Source organism: Mesorhizobium sp. P2_C5_2, assembly GCF_056404535.1.
The window spans coordinates 444,126-458,291 of sequence record NZ_JBFUDV010000002.1 but is presented as its reverse complement, the minus strand read 5'-3'; the positions used below and the strand labels follow the sequence as shown (position 1 = coordinate 458,291).

The 14,166-nt window shown below is 61.6% G+C and carries 13 protein-coding genes and 1 tRNA gene; 5 read left to right on the top strand and 9 right to left on the bottom strand.

The window, feature by feature from the left end:
- Window positions 1-21 precede the first annotated feature (21 nt).
- Both AC1D1B_RS09150 and AC1D1B_RS09145 read left to right on the top strand, forming a co-directional pair.
- Entirely contained in the window at window positions 22-276 is a 255-nt protein-coding gene (locus tag AC1D1B_RS09150) for a type II toxin-antitoxin system HicA family toxin (RefSeq protein WP_477263843.1), read from the top strand.
- Window positions 273-641: a type II toxin-antitoxin system HicB family antitoxin gene (locus tag AC1D1B_RS09145; protein ID WP_477263845.1), complete on the top strand. Its 369-nt coding sequence runs from the start codon at window positions 273-275 to the stop codon at window positions 639-641. Before AC1D1B_RS09150 ends, AC1D1B_RS09145 begins: the two co-directional genes overlap by 4 nt.
- On the opposite strand, the gene AC1D1B_RS09140 is transcribed toward AC1D1B_RS09145, so the two are convergent.
- The 7 genes from AC1D1B_RS09140 to AC1D1B_RS09110 all read right to left on the bottom strand — a co-directional run bounded on the left by AC1D1B_RS09140 (window position 638) and on the right by AC1D1B_RS09110 (window position 6,662).
- Complete coding sequence (locus AC1D1B_RS09140; protein ID WP_477331331.1) at window positions 638-1,801, bottom strand: isovaleryl-CoA dehydrogenase; 1,164 nt, start codon at window positions 1,799-1,801, stop codon at window positions 638-640. The genes AC1D1B_RS09145 and AC1D1B_RS09140 overlap by 4 nt on opposite strands.
- A complete protein-coding gene (locus AC1D1B_RS09135; RefSeq protein WP_477331329.1) occupies window positions 1,770-2,414 on the bottom strand; it encodes a TetR/AcrR family transcriptional regulator in 645 nt (214 codons plus the stop codon). The genes AC1D1B_RS09140 and AC1D1B_RS09135 overlap by 32 nt, the downstream gene beginning before the upstream one ends.
- A 74-nt stretch (window positions 2,415-2,488) precedes the next feature.
- Window positions 2,489-2,773, bottom strand: coding sequence for an acylphosphatase (locus AC1D1B_RS09130; protein ID WP_477332107.1), 285 nt, complete (start codon window positions 2,771-2,773; stop codon window positions 2,489-2,491).
- 797 nt (window positions 2,774-3,570) lie between these two features.
- Complete coding sequence (locus tag AC1D1B_RS09125; RefSeq protein ID WP_477331328.1) at window positions 3,571-4,683, bottom strand: pyridoxal phosphate-dependent aminotransferase; 1,113 nt, start codon at window positions 4,681-4,683, stop codon at window positions 3,571-3,573.
- Window positions 4,684-4,924: 241 nt separating this feature from the next.
- Window positions 4,925-6,100, bottom strand: a complete 1,176-nt coding sequence (locus tag AC1D1B_RS09120) for a porin (RefSeq protein ID WP_477331326.1) — start codon at window positions 6,098-6,100, stop codon at window positions 4,925-4,927.
- A gap of 124 nt (window positions 6,101-6,224) precedes the next feature.
- Window positions 6,225-6,503, bottom strand: a complete 279-nt coding sequence (locus AC1D1B_RS09115) for a GIY-YIG nuclease family protein (protein ID WP_210284971.1) — start codon at window positions 6,501-6,503, stop codon at window positions 6,225-6,227.
- 68 nt (window positions 6,504-6,571) lie between these two features.
- Window positions 6,572-6,662, bottom strand: a tRNA-Ser gene (locus AC1D1B_RS09110).
- 463 nt (window positions 6,663-7,125) lie between these two features.
- Between AC1D1B_RS09110 and AC1D1B_RS09105 the strand changes: the two genes are divergently transcribed.
- Both AC1D1B_RS09105 and AC1D1B_RS09100 read left to right on the top strand, forming a co-directional pair.
- On the top strand, window positions 7,126-8,328 hold the full coding sequence (locus AC1D1B_RS09105; protein ID WP_477331324.1) for a porin: 1,203 nt from the start codon (window positions 7,126-7,128) through the stop codon (window positions 8,326-8,328).
- Window positions 8,329-8,569: 241 nt separating this feature from the next.
- The gene (locus AC1D1B_RS09100; RefSeq protein ID WP_477331322.1) at window positions 8,570-9,640 is read left to right on the top strand and encodes a tyrosine-type recombinase/integrase; all 1,071 of its coding nucleotides are present in this window, start codon (window positions 8,570-8,572) and stop codon (window positions 9,638-9,640) included.
- 59 nt (window positions 9,641-9,699) lie between these two features.
- Here the strand turns inward: AC1D1B_RS09100 and AC1D1B_RS09095 are convergent, their stop codons facing one another.
- Together AC1D1B_RS09095 and AC1D1B_RS09090 are read right to left on the bottom strand one after the other, a co-directional pair.
- Window positions 9,700-10,599, bottom strand: coding sequence for an alpha/beta fold hydrolase (locus AC1D1B_RS09095; protein ID WP_477331320.1), 900 nt, complete (start codon window positions 10,597-10,599; stop codon window positions 9,700-9,702).
- A gap of 308 nt (window positions 10,600-10,907) precedes the next feature.
- Complete coding sequence (locus AC1D1B_RS09090; RefSeq protein ID WP_477331318.1) at window positions 10,908-12,971, bottom strand: lytic transglycosylase domain-containing protein; 2,064 nt, start codon at window positions 12,969-12,971, stop codon at window positions 10,908-10,910.
- 296 nt (window positions 12,972-13,267) lie between these two features.
- Between AC1D1B_RS09090 and dapA the strand changes: the two genes are divergently transcribed.
- On the top strand, window positions 13,268-14,149 hold the full coding sequence (gene dapA, locus AC1D1B_RS09085) for a 4-hydroxy-tetrahydrodipicolinate synthase (protein WP_477332105.1): 882 nt from the start codon (window positions 13,268-13,270) through the stop codon (window positions 14,147-14,149).
- Window positions 14,150-14,166: the final 17 nt, after the last annotated feature.

Genomic DNA, 14,166 nt, shown 5'->3' with positions numbered 1-14,166 from the left:
ATTTGGGGAGGGCGGAAAGTCGTGAAGGCCGCGCACCGGCAGACACTGGACAAGATATTTGCAAATCCGGTTAGCGCTTCGATCAAATGGCGCGATGTCGAGGCATTGCTGGTGGCGCTTGGAGCCGAGGTCTCGGAAGGCAGCGGTTCACGAGTGAGGTTCACCATCGCCGACCAGACACTGTTCCTGCATCGCCCCCATCCATCGCCCGACACCAAGCGATGGGCAATCAGGGACATTCGAGAATTTTTGAACAATGTTGGAATAAGGCCATGAAACTTTACAAGGGTTATGCCGGATCGATCGAGTTCGACGATGAGGATATGGTGTTCCATGGTCGCGTCCTTGGCATTCGCGACATCGTCACTTTTGAAGCCGAGACTGCAGAGGAATTGGTGAAGGCGTTTCAAGGCAGCGTCGACGACTATCTTGCTTTTTGCAAGGAGCGTGGGGCTGATCCTCAGAAGCCTTACTCCGGTAAACTCGCTTTGCGTACGACACCAGAGATTCATGCGCTTCTGGGCAAGGCCGCCGCCAGCGATGGCAAATCGATCAATCAATGGGTATCGGACACGCTTGCCGAAGTCGCGCGCAAGCGGCTCGACGAAGGTTCGACAAAAGTCCGAACCCGCGCGCACTAAACGCCCTCCGCCATGATTTCACGGCCGATCAGCCAGCGGCGGATCTCGCTGGTGCCGGCGCCGATCTCGTAGAGTTTGGCATCGCGCAACAGCCGGCCGGTCGGATACTCGTTGGTGTAGCCGTTTCCGCCAAGCAGCTGGATGGCGTCGAGCGCCATCAGCGTCGCCTTTTCGGCGGCAAACAGCACGCAGCCGGCGGCGTCCTTGCGGGTCGTCTGGCCGCGATCGCAGGCGGCCGCTACCGCATAGACGTAAGCGCGCGCGGCGTTCATCGTCGAATACATGTCGGCAAGCTTGCCCTGCACCAGCTGGAACTCGCCGATCGGCTGGCCGAACTGCTTGCGCTCATGCACATAGGGGATCGCCACGTCGAGACAGGCCGCCATCAGCCCGATCGGGCCGCCGGCGAGCACGGTGCGTTCGTAGTCGAGACCGGACATCAGCACCTCGACGCCGCGACCTTCCTCATGCAGTACATTGTCATAGGGAACCTCGACATTCTCGAACACCAGTTCGCCGGTGTTGGAGCCGCGCATGCCGAGCTTGTCGAGCTTTTGCGCCGTCGAAAAGCCGGCCATCTTCTTTTCGACTATGAAGGCGGTGATGCCGTGCGACTTCCGTTCCGGATCGGTCTTGGCGTAGACGACCAGCGTTTCGGCGTCGGGACCGTTGGTGATCCACATTTTCGAGCCGTTGAGCACATAGCGGTCATTGCGCTTTTCGGCGCGCAATTTGAGCGAGACGACGTCGGAGCCGGCGCCCGATTCCGACATGGCCAGTGCGCCGACCCTTTCGCCGGAGCACAATGCCGGCAGATATTTCTCCTTCTGCGCCGGTGTCGCCCAGCGGTTGATCTGGTTGACGCAGAGGTTCGAATGGGCGCCATAGGAGAGGCCGACCGAGGCCGAAGCACGGGAAATCTCTTCCACCGCGATCACATGGGCGAGGTAGCCCATGCCGCTGCCGCCGAAATCGGGATCGGCGGTGATGCCCAGCAGGCCGAGCGCGCCGAGTTCTTTCCACAGGTGCATGGGGAATTGATTGCTGCGGTCGATATCGGCGGCGATCGGCGCTATTTTCTCCTGGGCGAAGCGGCGCACCAGATCGCGCAGCGCCTCGATGTCTTCGTCATGCCCGAAGCTGAGCGTGTTCGTGTACATGCCGTTCCTCCCCGATATCGATCTTCGCGCCAACCAGGCGCATTGTCATGGAAAGATATGTCGCCGTGACTTCAGCCATCGACAGCCGCTCGCCCGGTCGGAACCAGACGATGACGCCGGTCATCATCTGGATCAGCGCCATGGCGGTGAGCCCGGTGTCCTCAACGCTGAAGGCGCCTGTTTCTGTCCCGTCGCGCAGGATGGCGCGCAGTTCCTTCTCATAGGCGGTGCGCATGCGCAGGATCTGCGTCAGCCGGTCATGCGACAGGCTGCGCAATTCCATGTTCGAGACATGGGTGGAAGGGCGGCGCTCGATATGGAAGGCGATGTGGTTTTCGACATAGGCGGCAAGCCGCGTCGTTGGATCGGCGGCGTCGGGGCGTGCGGCGTCCCACGCTACGATCAGCCCTTCCATGTGTTCACGCATCAGCGTGAACAAAAGATCTTCCTTGGTCGGAAAATAGCGGTAGAGCGCGGCAGCCTGGACGCCGACCTCTGCGGCGAGCTGGCGCATCGACATCGCCTCGTAGCCGAAGCGTGCGATCAGGCTGACCGCCGCCTCGCGAACGGCGGCTTCGGTCTTTTCACCGTCGGATCCGGTGGTGCGCGCCATGATCGCCTCCCAATAGGCTCTATTAATAAAACGAACGTTCAATTAATTCAAGTAGGCAATTAAAATCGTTCCGTCTAGACGATGATCCGAAAGTCGATGGGCGCGTCGCGGCGTTCGAATTCCTCAGTCTCGACCTTCGAAACCAAAGCTCCCCTTGGTCCTTGCCGAAGTCGTTCGATCATTGTCGAAACCGCAGCATCGGCACCGGCAATCCAGGCCGTCACTGTGCCATCCCGTTCGTTGCGCACCCAGCCCACGAGGCCAAGCCCTATCGCTTCGCGTCGCGCCCACACCCGGTAGCCGACGCCTTGCACCTTGCCATGCACGCGTACCTGCACCGCCTTTTGCTGGTCATCCATCGTTATCTCCCATGCACAGAGTCTGGCGCAGGATCGAACGAAAGCAACAGGCTTGAGAGGCTGGATTGTTGCTGGATCGACGAGCGCCGGGCTCACACCTTCGAGATGAATGGCATCGTCCAGTAAATAGTTGACCAAATCAACTAATTCGGTGAAGATCGGCACTGCGGAAATCTTCGGAGAAAGGTGCCTGCCATGCCAGCCGATCGAAATGCGTTGGTTGCCGAGATGCGCGGCTTCAACAGGTTCTACACGTGCCTGGTCGGGCTGCTCGACGAGACGCTGACACAGAGCGCCTACACGCTGACCGAAGCCAGGGTGCTGTTCGAACTCGGCCACCGGCCAGCTGACGTTTCTGCCGGTCCCGGCGGCGAATCGGGATTTTTGGCGCGGGCGTTCCATCTCGATCTTGCGCCTGTTGCATCGGACCTTGCTGGCGAACTCCAACTCCCGCCGGCCCATCTCATGCGGATCCTGAGGAAATTCATGGCCGCTGGCCTGACCGAACTGAGTGCCGATCCGGATGATCGGCACCGGCGGGTCCTGTCGCTGACCGCCCGGGGCAGTGCCGCGCTGGCCACACTTCAGGCGGCGGCGAATCGCGATCTCGCCTGTCTGACCGCCGGCCTCGCCGATGATGAAGCCGCCGAGCTTTCGGATGCGCTGAAACGGGTCACGCGGCTGCTCGGTGGTGGCGCCAAGGATCGCAGGCTCTGCCGGCTGCAAGGTGATGCCGGTCTGCCGGCTGTGCTCCCTCAGCGTCATGCCGTCGCCACATGGCGGTGGCAGCGGCCGGTCTAGTTCCCGCGCGCCGCGGCGAGTGCGCCGGGCAGTTCCTCGGCAAAGATGTCGAGCTCATGGTCGAGGCCGACGCTGACCCGGATGCAGCGGTCGAGGCCTGGCGCCATCGGCTTGCGGATGAACACGTCACGCGACAAAAGGTTTTGCAGCACCTTCAGCGCGAAGGCGCCGTCCCGGCAGCAATCGATGGTGACGAAATTGGTCGCCGACGGCAGCGGCTTCAACCCGTTTGTCTCGGCAATCCCGGCTATGCGTGTGCGCCCGGCTTCGACCCGCGCCACCACGCTGCGCAGCCAGTCCTGGTCGGCAAGCGCTTCGACGCCGGCGATCTGCGCCATGCGGCTGACGCCGTAGTGGTTGCGGATCTTCTCGAAGTCGCGGATCACCTCTGCCTCCGCCACAGCATAACCGCAGCGTATGCCGGCCAGCCCGTATGCCTTGGAGAAGGTGCGCATGCGGATGACGTTCGGCCGCGCGACATCGATCGGCGGCAGCGCCGAGGCCGGCCCCAATTCGCCATAGGCCTCGTCGAGCACCAGCATGGTGGTTTCCGGCAAGGCTTCGATGAAGCGGGTGATTTCGGCTGCTTCCCACCAACTGCCCATCGGATTGTCGGGATTGGAGAGATAGACCAGCGGCGCCTTCTCCCTGGCGACGGCCTTGAGCAGGCCTTCCAGACTTTCCTTGTCGTTCTCGTAAGGCACCGTGACCAGCCGGCCGCCGACGCCGGCGATATGGAAGTTGAAGGTCGGATAGGCGCCGAGCGAGGTGACCACCGCGTCGCCGGGCGCCGCATACATACGCGCGACCAGGCTGAGCAGCCCGTCTATGCCTTCGCCGACCACCACGTTCTCAGTGCCGACGCCCAGATGTGCGGCCGCGGCCACCTTCAGATCGTAATTGTCCGGGTCGCAATACATCCACTGGTCACGCGCGACGCTCTCCATACGGGCGATGACGCGCGGCGAAGGTCCGAAACTGCTCTCATTGGCGCCGATGCGGGCGCGAAACGCGCGGCCGCGCTCGCGCTCCTGCGCCTCCGGGCCGACAAAAGGCACCGTCGAGGGAAGCGCGCCGACAAGCGGCGTGAGGGCAGGGCGCTGGCGCATGGTAAGGCTCACGAGAAAAAGGGCCTTCTTGCTAGCGTGGCCGGTGAGTGGGTGCAATAGAGTAGACCGTCCCTGCTTGGTCGAAGTCCTTCAAGTGCCCTTCTGGACCAAAGGTCTCACCTGATGACCCGTTCGGACATCGTCTGGACCGTGCATAGCCTTGGGGTGATAGACGCCCCGCTCAAAACGAAAGAACCCGGCGGTTGCCCGCCGGGTTCGATCTTAAGCCAAGCTCTGTCTGTTAGAACGAGCGCTGGAAGCGGAGGATACCGCCGACGCTGCTCTTCTTGTCGGCATTGGTGAAGTTGGAGAAGTCGGCGTCGTCGAACTTGCCTGCGTTGAGATAGTCGACTTCGGCCGTGACCGTGAAGCCGGGAACCACATCGTAGGCGATGTTGGCGGCGATACCGAGGTTCTTCCATTCGTCATACGAAGCCTGGAGGTTGAACGAGGTCTTCTCGTTGATGGTGTAGGTACCACCACCCCAGACTGCCCAGTTGCCGCCCCACTGCTTGTAGAAGCCGCGGCCGCCGGCGTCGATCGCATAGCTCGGATCCGTCAAATTGTCGTCGCTGCCGTAGCCACCCATGACGAAGAGCGACAGGTTCTGCATCGGGGTGATGTCCAAACGAACCTTGCCTGCGACTTCTTCATAGTTGCTGTCATAAGCGACGACACCGGTGATGGCGCCCCAGCCCTGCGTGTACTTCACGCCGCCGACGACATGCGGAACGTAGCTGTCGATCGTGCCGACGGTGCCCGAACCTTCTTCGAGCGAGACCACGGCCGAGAAACCGTTCCCGGCGTCGAAGTAGTACTGGACAACATTGGTGTCGAAATCGCCGTAAGGAACCAGCGTATCCTGGATGACGTTGCCGGCGTAGCCGATGAACGTATCGAAGGCCGATTCGTCCTTACCGACGCGAAGGCCTCCGAGCTGGATCCAGGCGAAGTTCAGCGACACGTTCTTGTTGCCGGCCGGGTTGGAGTTGAATTCATCTGCTTCCGTTGCCGGATCGTCTGCCGAGGGGTAGCCGTTGCGGTTGCCGAAGTTGAAGCGCGTCTCGGTGTAGGTCTTCAAGGTGCCGAGTTCGGTTTCCTGGCCGGTCCAGGTCTTCAGCGTGAAGCGGGCATTCTTGTAGAAGGTATCCTGCTCGTCGCCATCCTTGTGGTCGAAGGACCTCGCACCGTCGAACGAGCCGACGTCGCCGACGCCGATGTCGTAACGGATATAGCCGCCGATGCGCAGGCAGGTCTCGGTGCCGGGGATGTAGAAGTAGCCCGAGCCGTAAACGTCGCAGATCTTGACGTATTCAGCCGGTTCCGGCTCGGCGACGACGACGGCGTCGGCGGCGCGCGCACCGGAAACTGCGATCAGGGCCGCAGCGGAGCCGAGAAGAAGGCTCTTGATGTTCATTTTCTGACCTCCAGTCAGAATCGAACGGAATTGCCGAGCAATCGACAGGCGTTTCGGTCATAATACCTTGTTATTGCTATATTTTATCGGGGAAAAGCGGGATTTTGCGACTGGCTTGCGGCCGTCACCACAGGCGCCTGTTGGCGAAAGCGTGCCCCGAACCGGATTTGAGATAACGCTCGAATGAAGCTGCCCTAGCCTGATTCGAGAAGGCCATATAGGTCACAATCCGCCATGGCAGGAACTTGGACGTATGGCTGGATTTCCCCGTATTGTGTTCGGCGAGCCGTCGTTTCAAGTCAGACGTTATGCCGACATAACGTTCGCCTTTCGAACCCTCGCTCTCAAGCAGGTACACGTACCACACGAGCCGGCCCTCCTTCGCCAAGGCTTCGGAGGGCATCCTCTCCGCCATCCTGCTTCGCACGAATTGTTGGGCCTGTCCTGCGAAGCTCGAAGAGCGAAGCAGGATGGCGGAGAGGATGGGATTCGAACCCACGAGAAGCTTTTGACCTCTACTCCCTTAGCAGGGGAGCGCCTTCGACCACTCGGCCACCTCTCCGTTGCGCCGGTGGATAAAGAAAAGCGCCGGCACAATCAACAAGCCGGCGCCATTATCCGTGAAAAATCCGGATTCGGCCGCAGCAGCCCCTTCGCATGCGGCGATTCTGCGGCAGCTCCCTGGCCAGCGAGTCGGTAACGGAGCCGCAATTTCGGCCGGCCATCGCCGGATTCGGCCGCATTTCGAAGCCCCGGCCAAGGCTTCCGGGCTCTTCGATAGTTAACGAGAGCTTTCTGACTGAGGCCAAATCGTGTCATTTGTGCAACAACGCCAGGGGATAGCGCCCGGATAGCCCTTTTGCCGGTACGATCGTGGTTGAACGACGCCGCCTCATGGGTAATGTCGAATTCGAAGGAGCGGCGCGGTGCGCATCTTTTTCGGTAGTGGGGATGGGGCAGGGAACGCTGTCCTTCAGCAAAGAATACCCAGACCCGTTTTTTAACTTTTGACTGGAGGTCAGAAAATGAACATCAAGAGCCTTCTTCTCGGCTCCGCTGCGGCCCTGATCGCAGTTTCCGGTGCGCGCGCCGCCGACGCCGTCGTCGTCGCCGAGCCGGAACCGGCTGAATACGTCAAGATTTGCGACGTTTACGGCTCGGGCTACTTCTACATCCCCGGCACCGAAACCTGCCTGCGCATCGGCGGCTATATCCGTTACGACATCGGCGCCGGCGACGTCGGCTCGTTCGACGGTGCGACGTCCGCCGACGTTGAGGACGGTGGCAGCAACGACACCTGGTTCAAGCACGCCCGTTTCTCGCTGAAGACCTGGACCGGCCAGGAAACCGAGCTCGGCACCTTGAAGACCTACACCGAGACCCGCTTCAACTTCCAGAACAACAACCGTGATTCGGGCGCGGATCCTGTTGGCCCCGCCGGCCCCAGCATCAATGCGGCTGGCAACGGCGACACCGTTTCGCTGAACTTCGCCTGGATCCAGCTCGGTGGTCTGCGCGTCGGTAAGGACGAATCGGCCTACAACACGTTCATCGGCTACGCCGGCAACGTCATCCAGGATACGCTGGTTCCCTACGGCGATTTCGACACCAACGTCATCCAGTACTACTTCGACGCGGGCAACGGCTTCTCGGCCGTGATCTCGCTCGAAGAAGGCTCGGGCGGCGGCACTGCTGATGTCTACGGCGTCGGCACGATCGACAGCTACGTTCCGCATGTCGTCGGCGGCGTGAAGTACACGCAGGGCTGGGGCGCCATCACCGGCGTCATCGCTTACGACAGCAACTATGAAGAAGTCGCCGGCAAGGTTCGTTTGGACATCACCCCGATGCAGAACCTGTCGCTCTTCATCATGGGCGGCTACGGCACTGACGACAACCTGACGGACTCGACCTACGCGTTCCCGGCTGGCGGTCGCGGCTTCTACAAGCCGTGGGATGGCAACTGGGCAGTCTGGGGTGGTGGCACCTACACCATCAACGAGAAGACCTCGTTCAACCTCCAGGCTTCGTATGACGAAGGTGAGAACCTCGGCATCGCCGCCAACATCGCCTACGACGTCGTTCCCGGCCTGACGGTCACGGCCGAAGTCGACTACGTCAATGCAGGTTCGATCGACAGCACCGATGGCCTGAACCACAACTGGACCGGTATTACTGATGGCGACGACGCCATCGGCGGCATGCTCCGCTTCCAGCGCTCGTTCTAAGGGCTGGCTTTATAAAGGTGAATACCAGCCCGGGCGCTTCAACGCCCGGGCTGTTTTGTTTCGTGACTGGGTCAAGACAAGCAGAAGGAACAGGGGGAATCGGCAGCTGAACAGTCCGTAGGGTGAGTTCGTGGGATCCGCTGATGGGCGGATGAATTCACAACTGCGTGATTTAAATCTCTTGAAAGGACGCTTCCAAGCGGATAGGTCTGACTCTATCCACTCGGGGGTGTGGCATTTTATGACCATCGAAGCGATACAAGAGGGTGATCCCTCCGAACATTTCTCAATGTTCTCTTCTCAGAATGCGAAGATAAAATACAGCTACAACAAGATCAGAGAAGTAAAGTCGCACAGGGTCGGAGAGCTCTTTTCAGCATACCGGGACATACTCTGGGATGATGGGCGACATAAGTACAATGTCAGCTCGTTCATCGGCGAAATAGACGAGATCCTCCTTGGGGATCGTTTTAGCGCCTTCGACCAGAGCACCCTCGACAACCTTATCGGCACCTTGCGCCAGCGCGGCAACAGCAACGCAACCATCAATCGAAAGATGGCTGCCCTCAGCAAACTGCTGCGCAAGGCTTACAAAATGGGGGATATCCACAGCCTGCCTGAGTTCCGCCGCCAGAAGGAGCGGGCGGGACGGATTCGTTTCCTCGAAAGGGACGAAGAGGCAAGGTTGTTCTCCGCCATCAAGAGCCGCAGCGAGGATGCCTACCGTCTCTCGGTCTTTCTCGTCGACACCGGCTGCCGCCTCGGCGAGGCGCTCGGACTGATCTGGAACGACATCCAGGAACACCGCGTCTCGTTCTGGATTACCAAATCCGGCCGTAGCCGCACCATCCCGATGACCGAACGGGTCAAAGAGGTGATCAAACTGCCTCCGGCCGAAGGCCGCCGGCCCAAGGGCCCGTTCACCAAACTCAGCCAGGCACAGTTTCGCGCTATCTGGAACGATGCGAAAGCGGAAGTCGGCCTCGGCGCCGACGACCAGGTGGTTCCGCACATCTTGCGCCACACCTGCGCCTCGCGCCTGGTCCAGGGCGGCATCGACATCCGACGCGTGCAGATGTGGCTCGGCCACCAGACGCTTTCGATGACCATGCGTTATGCGCATCTGGCCACCAACGATCTCGACGGTTGCGTCGTCGTGCTGGAGACGCCCCGCGGCGAGGGGCCATCCAGTGGAAGCTCGGCCTTCGCATCGCCACTGACCACTCTTTCAGCAGCAGCGCCGACGCAAAAGAGCGAAGCGACCGCGGCGAAAGCGGCGAAGGCGCCCAGAAAAAGCTCGAAGGCCAAATAGTTCCGCCGATCGTTGATATACTGAAAAGGTAACCCCAAGATCAGATTTGATCTTGGGGTTTACTTTGCCCGGGCCGTGTTTTCCGCTCCAGCCAGGAAGGCCGCGATGGCGCCGGGCAGATTGCCTGTCTCCAGGAAGGGTGCATGCCCCTGGCCTTCGACGACAATCGCTTCCATGCCGGGATGCCGCTTTCTCATCTCCTCGAGTGTCTCCCCCGACAAGAGTTTCGAGTTGGCGCCGCGTATGGCAAGCAGCGGTATGGCCGCCAGCGTCTCGAACTGCGGCCACAGATCCGGCAACGGCTTGCTGGGGTCGAGGCCGGCCAGCGTCTCGACCAGCCGCGGGTCGAAATCCGGCACCAGCCCCTGATCCGTCTCGCGATAGAGAGCCGACACCATCCGCTCCCAATCCGCCTCGGTCAGCGCGGTAAAGTCACCGCCATGAGCGCTCCGTTGGGCATTGATAGCCTCGGTCCGGCTCTTCGGTTTTGGTGATGGATCGAGATAGGTGCGGATATGGGCGAGCCCCTCGGCCTCGATCACCGGGCCGATGTCGTTGAGCACAATGGCTTTCAGCAAGATCGGCCGCAGCGCACCGAGCACATGGATGATCAGCCCGCCGCGCGACGTGCCGACAAAGGCTGCATCCGCGATGTCGAGCGCCGCGAGCCCGGCGAGAATATCGCCGGCTTCGATGCCGACATTATAATGGCCGATATCGGGGTCGTAGGTCGACTGGCCGCGGCCGCGATAGTCGAAGGCGATGACCTTGCGCGGATCGTCGGTGCGCTGTGAAAGATAGAACGCCAGTTCGTGAAAGTCGCGGGCGTTGCGGGTCAGCCCAGGCAGGCAGACGACCGGCCAGGTTCCCGAGTTTGTCTCGCCATAGACGCGGGCGTGAAGTCTTAGCCCATCCGGCGCTGTGTAGAAAAAGTCGGAAAAGCCGTCGCTGCTCGTCATATTAAAGGGACTCCTGGCCTGATCGTCTCCGACTGCTACAGGCGAGGGCGGGGGTGGTCAAATCGAGGGTTGTCGGCAAGCTGACACTCTTGGATATGTCGGAGGAACAGCGCCCCCCTCTGTCCTGCCGGACATCTCCCCCACGAGGGGGGAGATTGGCGGTTCCGGCGCTCCGCCTTCCTTCGACGGTGGAGATTGGCGAAATCGGCAATGAAAGCTGATCTCCCCACTCGTGGGGGAGATGGCCGGCAGGCCAGAGGGGGGCGCGAAGGATCGCCAACATCTGCTTTGACGACAGCCCTGTCGCCTCAGCTCCGCCCGTTCACCAGATCCCCCACAATGTCGTACTTCCCTGAAATGCGCATCTTGTAGACTTCGTAATTCTCCATCACGCGCTGCACGTAACTTCTTGTTTCCGTGTAGGGAATCCGCTCGATCCAGTCGACGACGGCGTCGATGCTCTTGCCGCGCGGGTCGCCATATTTGGCCACCCACTGAGTGGCGCGGTTGGGGCCGGCATTGTAGCCGGCGAAGGTCAGCACATAGGAGCCGCCGAAGCGGTCGAGCTGCTCGCCGAGGAAGGCCGCGCCCAGCGTCGCATTGTAGCCGGCATCGCTGGTCAGCCGATCCTGCGAAAAGCTCAAGCCGGCCTTCTTCGCCAATTGCTTTGCGGTGCCCGGCATCAGTTGCAGCAGGCCGCGCGCGCCGGCGCTGGAGACGGCGCCGACATTGAACTCGCTTTCCTGGCGCGCGATGGCATAGGCCAGCGCCTTGCCCGAGCCGGAAATGTCGGCGGTGTCGGGAATGACGCCCAGGGGATGCGACAGCGCGCCGACATCGATGCCGCGCGCCCCGGCGATCTTGCCGATCTTCAGCGCCATGAAATGATTGCCCTGCTTTTCCGCCAGAACGGCCAGCAGCGCCAGTTCGCCGGGGCTGGTCAACTGCCCGGCGAGATCGCGGTAGAGCGTTTCGGCATAGCGGTCATAGCCCGCCTCCTGCAGCCGTTTGATGGCGCTGACCGCTTCGCGGCCGTCAAAGCTTTGGCGGTCTGCGGTGCTTGGCTCGGGATAGACGATGTTCAGCGTGCGCAAACCAACCCGTTCCGCTGCCAACTGCCCGTAGAAAGTGGTGCCATAGGCGGACGCCTTGGTGAAATAGGTCTTCGCATCGCCGGGGCCGCCGACTTCCGCCGCGCGGCCAAGCCAGTAATAGGCGCGCGACAGCGACATCGGTCCCTGCGCGAGATCGGCGATGCGGGCAAAATGGGTCGAGGCGGTCGCGGGATCGTTGAGGCCGCGCAGTGCATACCAGCCGGCGTGGAATTCGGCCTCGGCGGCACTGGCGGGGCTTTCGGCGGCATGCGCGGCAACGATCTTGTAGGCGGTCTTCCAGTCGCCCTGGTCGACCAGTGCGCGCGACAGCACGCGGCGCTCGACCCACCAGGCATCGGGATCGACCAGCGCGTCGCGATCGGTTGGCGCTTTCATCACCACCGCGGCGGCGTCGGCAAACTTCCGCTGCTTGCGCAGATATTCGGCTTGCGCAAAGAAATAGCCGGCCGATTGCTGCGCCGCAGGCACTGCTTTCAACAGCAAGGCCGCGTTCTTGTCCCCACGCGAGGCGGCAGCCCAGGCATCGGCCAGCGGTTGCGCACCGGCAAGGCCGGCGACCCGCAGCGCCGAATTCTCCCGGTCTGCATAAAACATCCGCTCCATGCGGAAACGGTGATCGGCAGCCGGGATGATGGCGCCAAACTCCTTGACGACGGCCGCTTCGTCCTTGGCTTCCAGCTTTTCGGTGCGCCAGAACGGCGTTAGCACCGAGAGCGCCGCCTTGGTGTTGCCAAGCGCCACATAGGAGCGGGCCAGGATCACCACGCCTTCGAAGGTCAGCGGCTGGCTGCCGTCGAAGGCTTTCACCACCGTCTGTGGCGAAGGGCTTTCGCGGTAGAGCGCGCGCTCGCTGTTCTTGCGCAAGGCGATGGTGCCCGGCCAGTTCGGCAGCATCTTTGCTGCGTCCGCAATCTCGCCACTCGGCACCCGGTCGCCACCATAGAGCGCGATCGCCCAGGCAAGGATATGGCGGTCGAGCGACTTGGCCGGCAAGGTCTCGCGCACCGCGCGTGCGGCGGCAATGTCGTTGCCGGCAAGCGCATCGAGGCCGCTCTTAATCACTGCGACATCAGTGGCAGGCCCCGTCGTCTGCGTGCCTTCCTGTGCGCGGTTATCCTGTTGGCCCCCATTCTGCACGCTCGGCACCGGGATTGTCGACGTGACCTGCTCATCGACGTCGTTGCCGATCGTCACGATGGACATCAGCGCGGTGACGACGCCAAGCAGCGCGAAGCTATGGGGCCGACGGGCCGGCATGGTCTCTATGTCTTTCCTTATTCCGGCATTTCTTCCAACAGGGCATTTTGCCAGCAGGCGAAGATGCCTCGAAGCCTAGACTTAGGTCGTGAAGAGCCCGTAAACAAAGGGTTATCGAGGCCGTTCGAATTGCGCTTGCTGGCACCATCGGCATGCTTGCCGCGCAACAGTGTCGAGACTATGGTGCGCGGCTTCGCTTTCGGCTAGAAGGCGCCCGATGCATGTCGCCCAAAAGTGGGTACCGGTTTTGGGACAACGACATGCATAAACAAACAAGTCCCAAGGAGTTGGACGACATGCTGAGAGGCTCGCTTACTGCGCTCGTGACACCGTTCGAAAAGAGCGGGCGTTTCGACGAGAAAGCCTTTCGCGCTTTTGTCGAGTGGCAACTCGCAGAGGGCACCAGGGGCCTCGTCCCCGTCGGCACCACGGGCGAGTCGCCGACGCTGTCGCATGACGAGCATCGCCATGTCGTCAAGGTCTGCATCGAGGTGGCCAACGGCCGCGCTCCGGTCGTTGCCGGCGCCGGCTCCAACAACACCGCGGAAGCGGTCGGTCTGGTGCAATATGCCGAGCAGGCGGGCGCCGACGCGGCTCTGGTCGTCACGCCTTATTACAACAAGCCGACGCAGCGCGGCCTCTACGAGCATTTCGCCGCTGTCGCCAGGGCGACCAGCCTGCCGATCATCATCTACAACATCCCGCCGCGCTCGGTCATCGACATGATGCCCGAAACGATGGGCCGGCTGGCACACGACTTCAAGAACATCGTCGGCGTCAAGGATGCCACCGGCAAGGTCGAGCGTGTGTCCGAACAGCGCGCCACCTGCGGCAAGGATTTCATCCAGCTTTCGGGTGAGGATGCTTCCGCGCTCGGCTTCAACGCCCATGGCGGTGTCGGCTGCATCTCGGTGACGTCGAATGTCGCGCCGCGGCTGTGCGCCGAATTCCAGGAAGCCACACTGTCCGGCGACAGCGCCAAGGCGCTGGAGTTGCAGGACCGTCTGCTGCCGCTGCACAAGGCGATCTTCCTCGAGCCCGGCCTGTGCGGCGTCAAATACGCGCTGTCGAAGATTGGCAAGGTCGAGAATGTGGTGCGCTCGCCGCTGGTGACGATCGAGGCATCGACCGCCGAGAAGATCGATGCGGCGATGAAGCACGCCGGCTTGATAAATTGAGGATGAGGCGCCACCTC

Coding starts and splice junctions, on each gene's coding strand:
- AC1D1B_RS09145 (WP_477263845.1), top strand. CDS start 273: ATGAAACTTTACAAGGGTTATGCCGGATCGATCGAGTTCGACGATGAG.
- AC1D1B_RS09140 (WP_477331331.1), bottom strand. CDS start 1,801: ATGTACACGAACACGCTCAGCTTCGGGCATGACGAAGACATCGAGGCG.
- AC1D1B_RS09135 (WP_477331329.1), bottom strand. CDS start 2,414: ATGGCGCGCACCACCGGATCCGACGGTGAAAAGACCGAAGCCGCCGTT.
- AC1D1B_RS09130 (WP_477332107.1), bottom strand. CDS start 2,773: ATGGATGACCAGCAAAAGGCGGTGCAGGTACGCGTGCATGGCAAGGTG.
- AC1D1B_RS09125 (WP_477331328.1), bottom strand. CDS start 4,683: ATGCGCCAGCGCCCTGCCCTCACGCCGCTTGTCGGCGCGCTTCCCTCG.
- AC1D1B_RS09120 (WP_477331326.1), bottom strand. CDS start 6,100: ATGAACATCAAGAGCCTTCTTCTCGGCTCCGCTGCGGCCCTGATCGCA.
- AC1D1B_RS09115 (WP_210284971.1), bottom strand. CDS start 6,503: ATGCCCTCCGAAGCCTTGGCGAAGGAGGGCCGGCTCGTGTGGTACGTG.
- AC1D1B_RS09105 (WP_477331324.1), top strand. CDS start 7,126: ATGAACATCAAGAGCCTTCTTCTCGGCTCCGCTGCGGCCCTGATCGCA.
- AC1D1B_RS09100 (WP_477331322.1), top strand. CDS start 8,570: ATGACCATCGAAGCGATACAAGAGGGTGATCCCTCCGAACATTTCTCA.
- AC1D1B_RS09095 (WP_477331320.1), bottom strand. CDS start 10,599: ATGACGAGCAGCGACGGCTTTTCCGACTTTTTCTACACAGCGCCGGAT.
- AC1D1B_RS09090 (WP_477331318.1), bottom strand. CDS start 12,971: ATGCCGGCCCGTCGGCCCCATAGCTTCGCGCTGCTTGGCGTCGTCACC.
- dapA (WP_477332105.1), top strand. CDS start 13,268: ATGCTGAGAGGCTCGCTTACTGCGCTCGTGACACCGTTCGAAAAGAGC.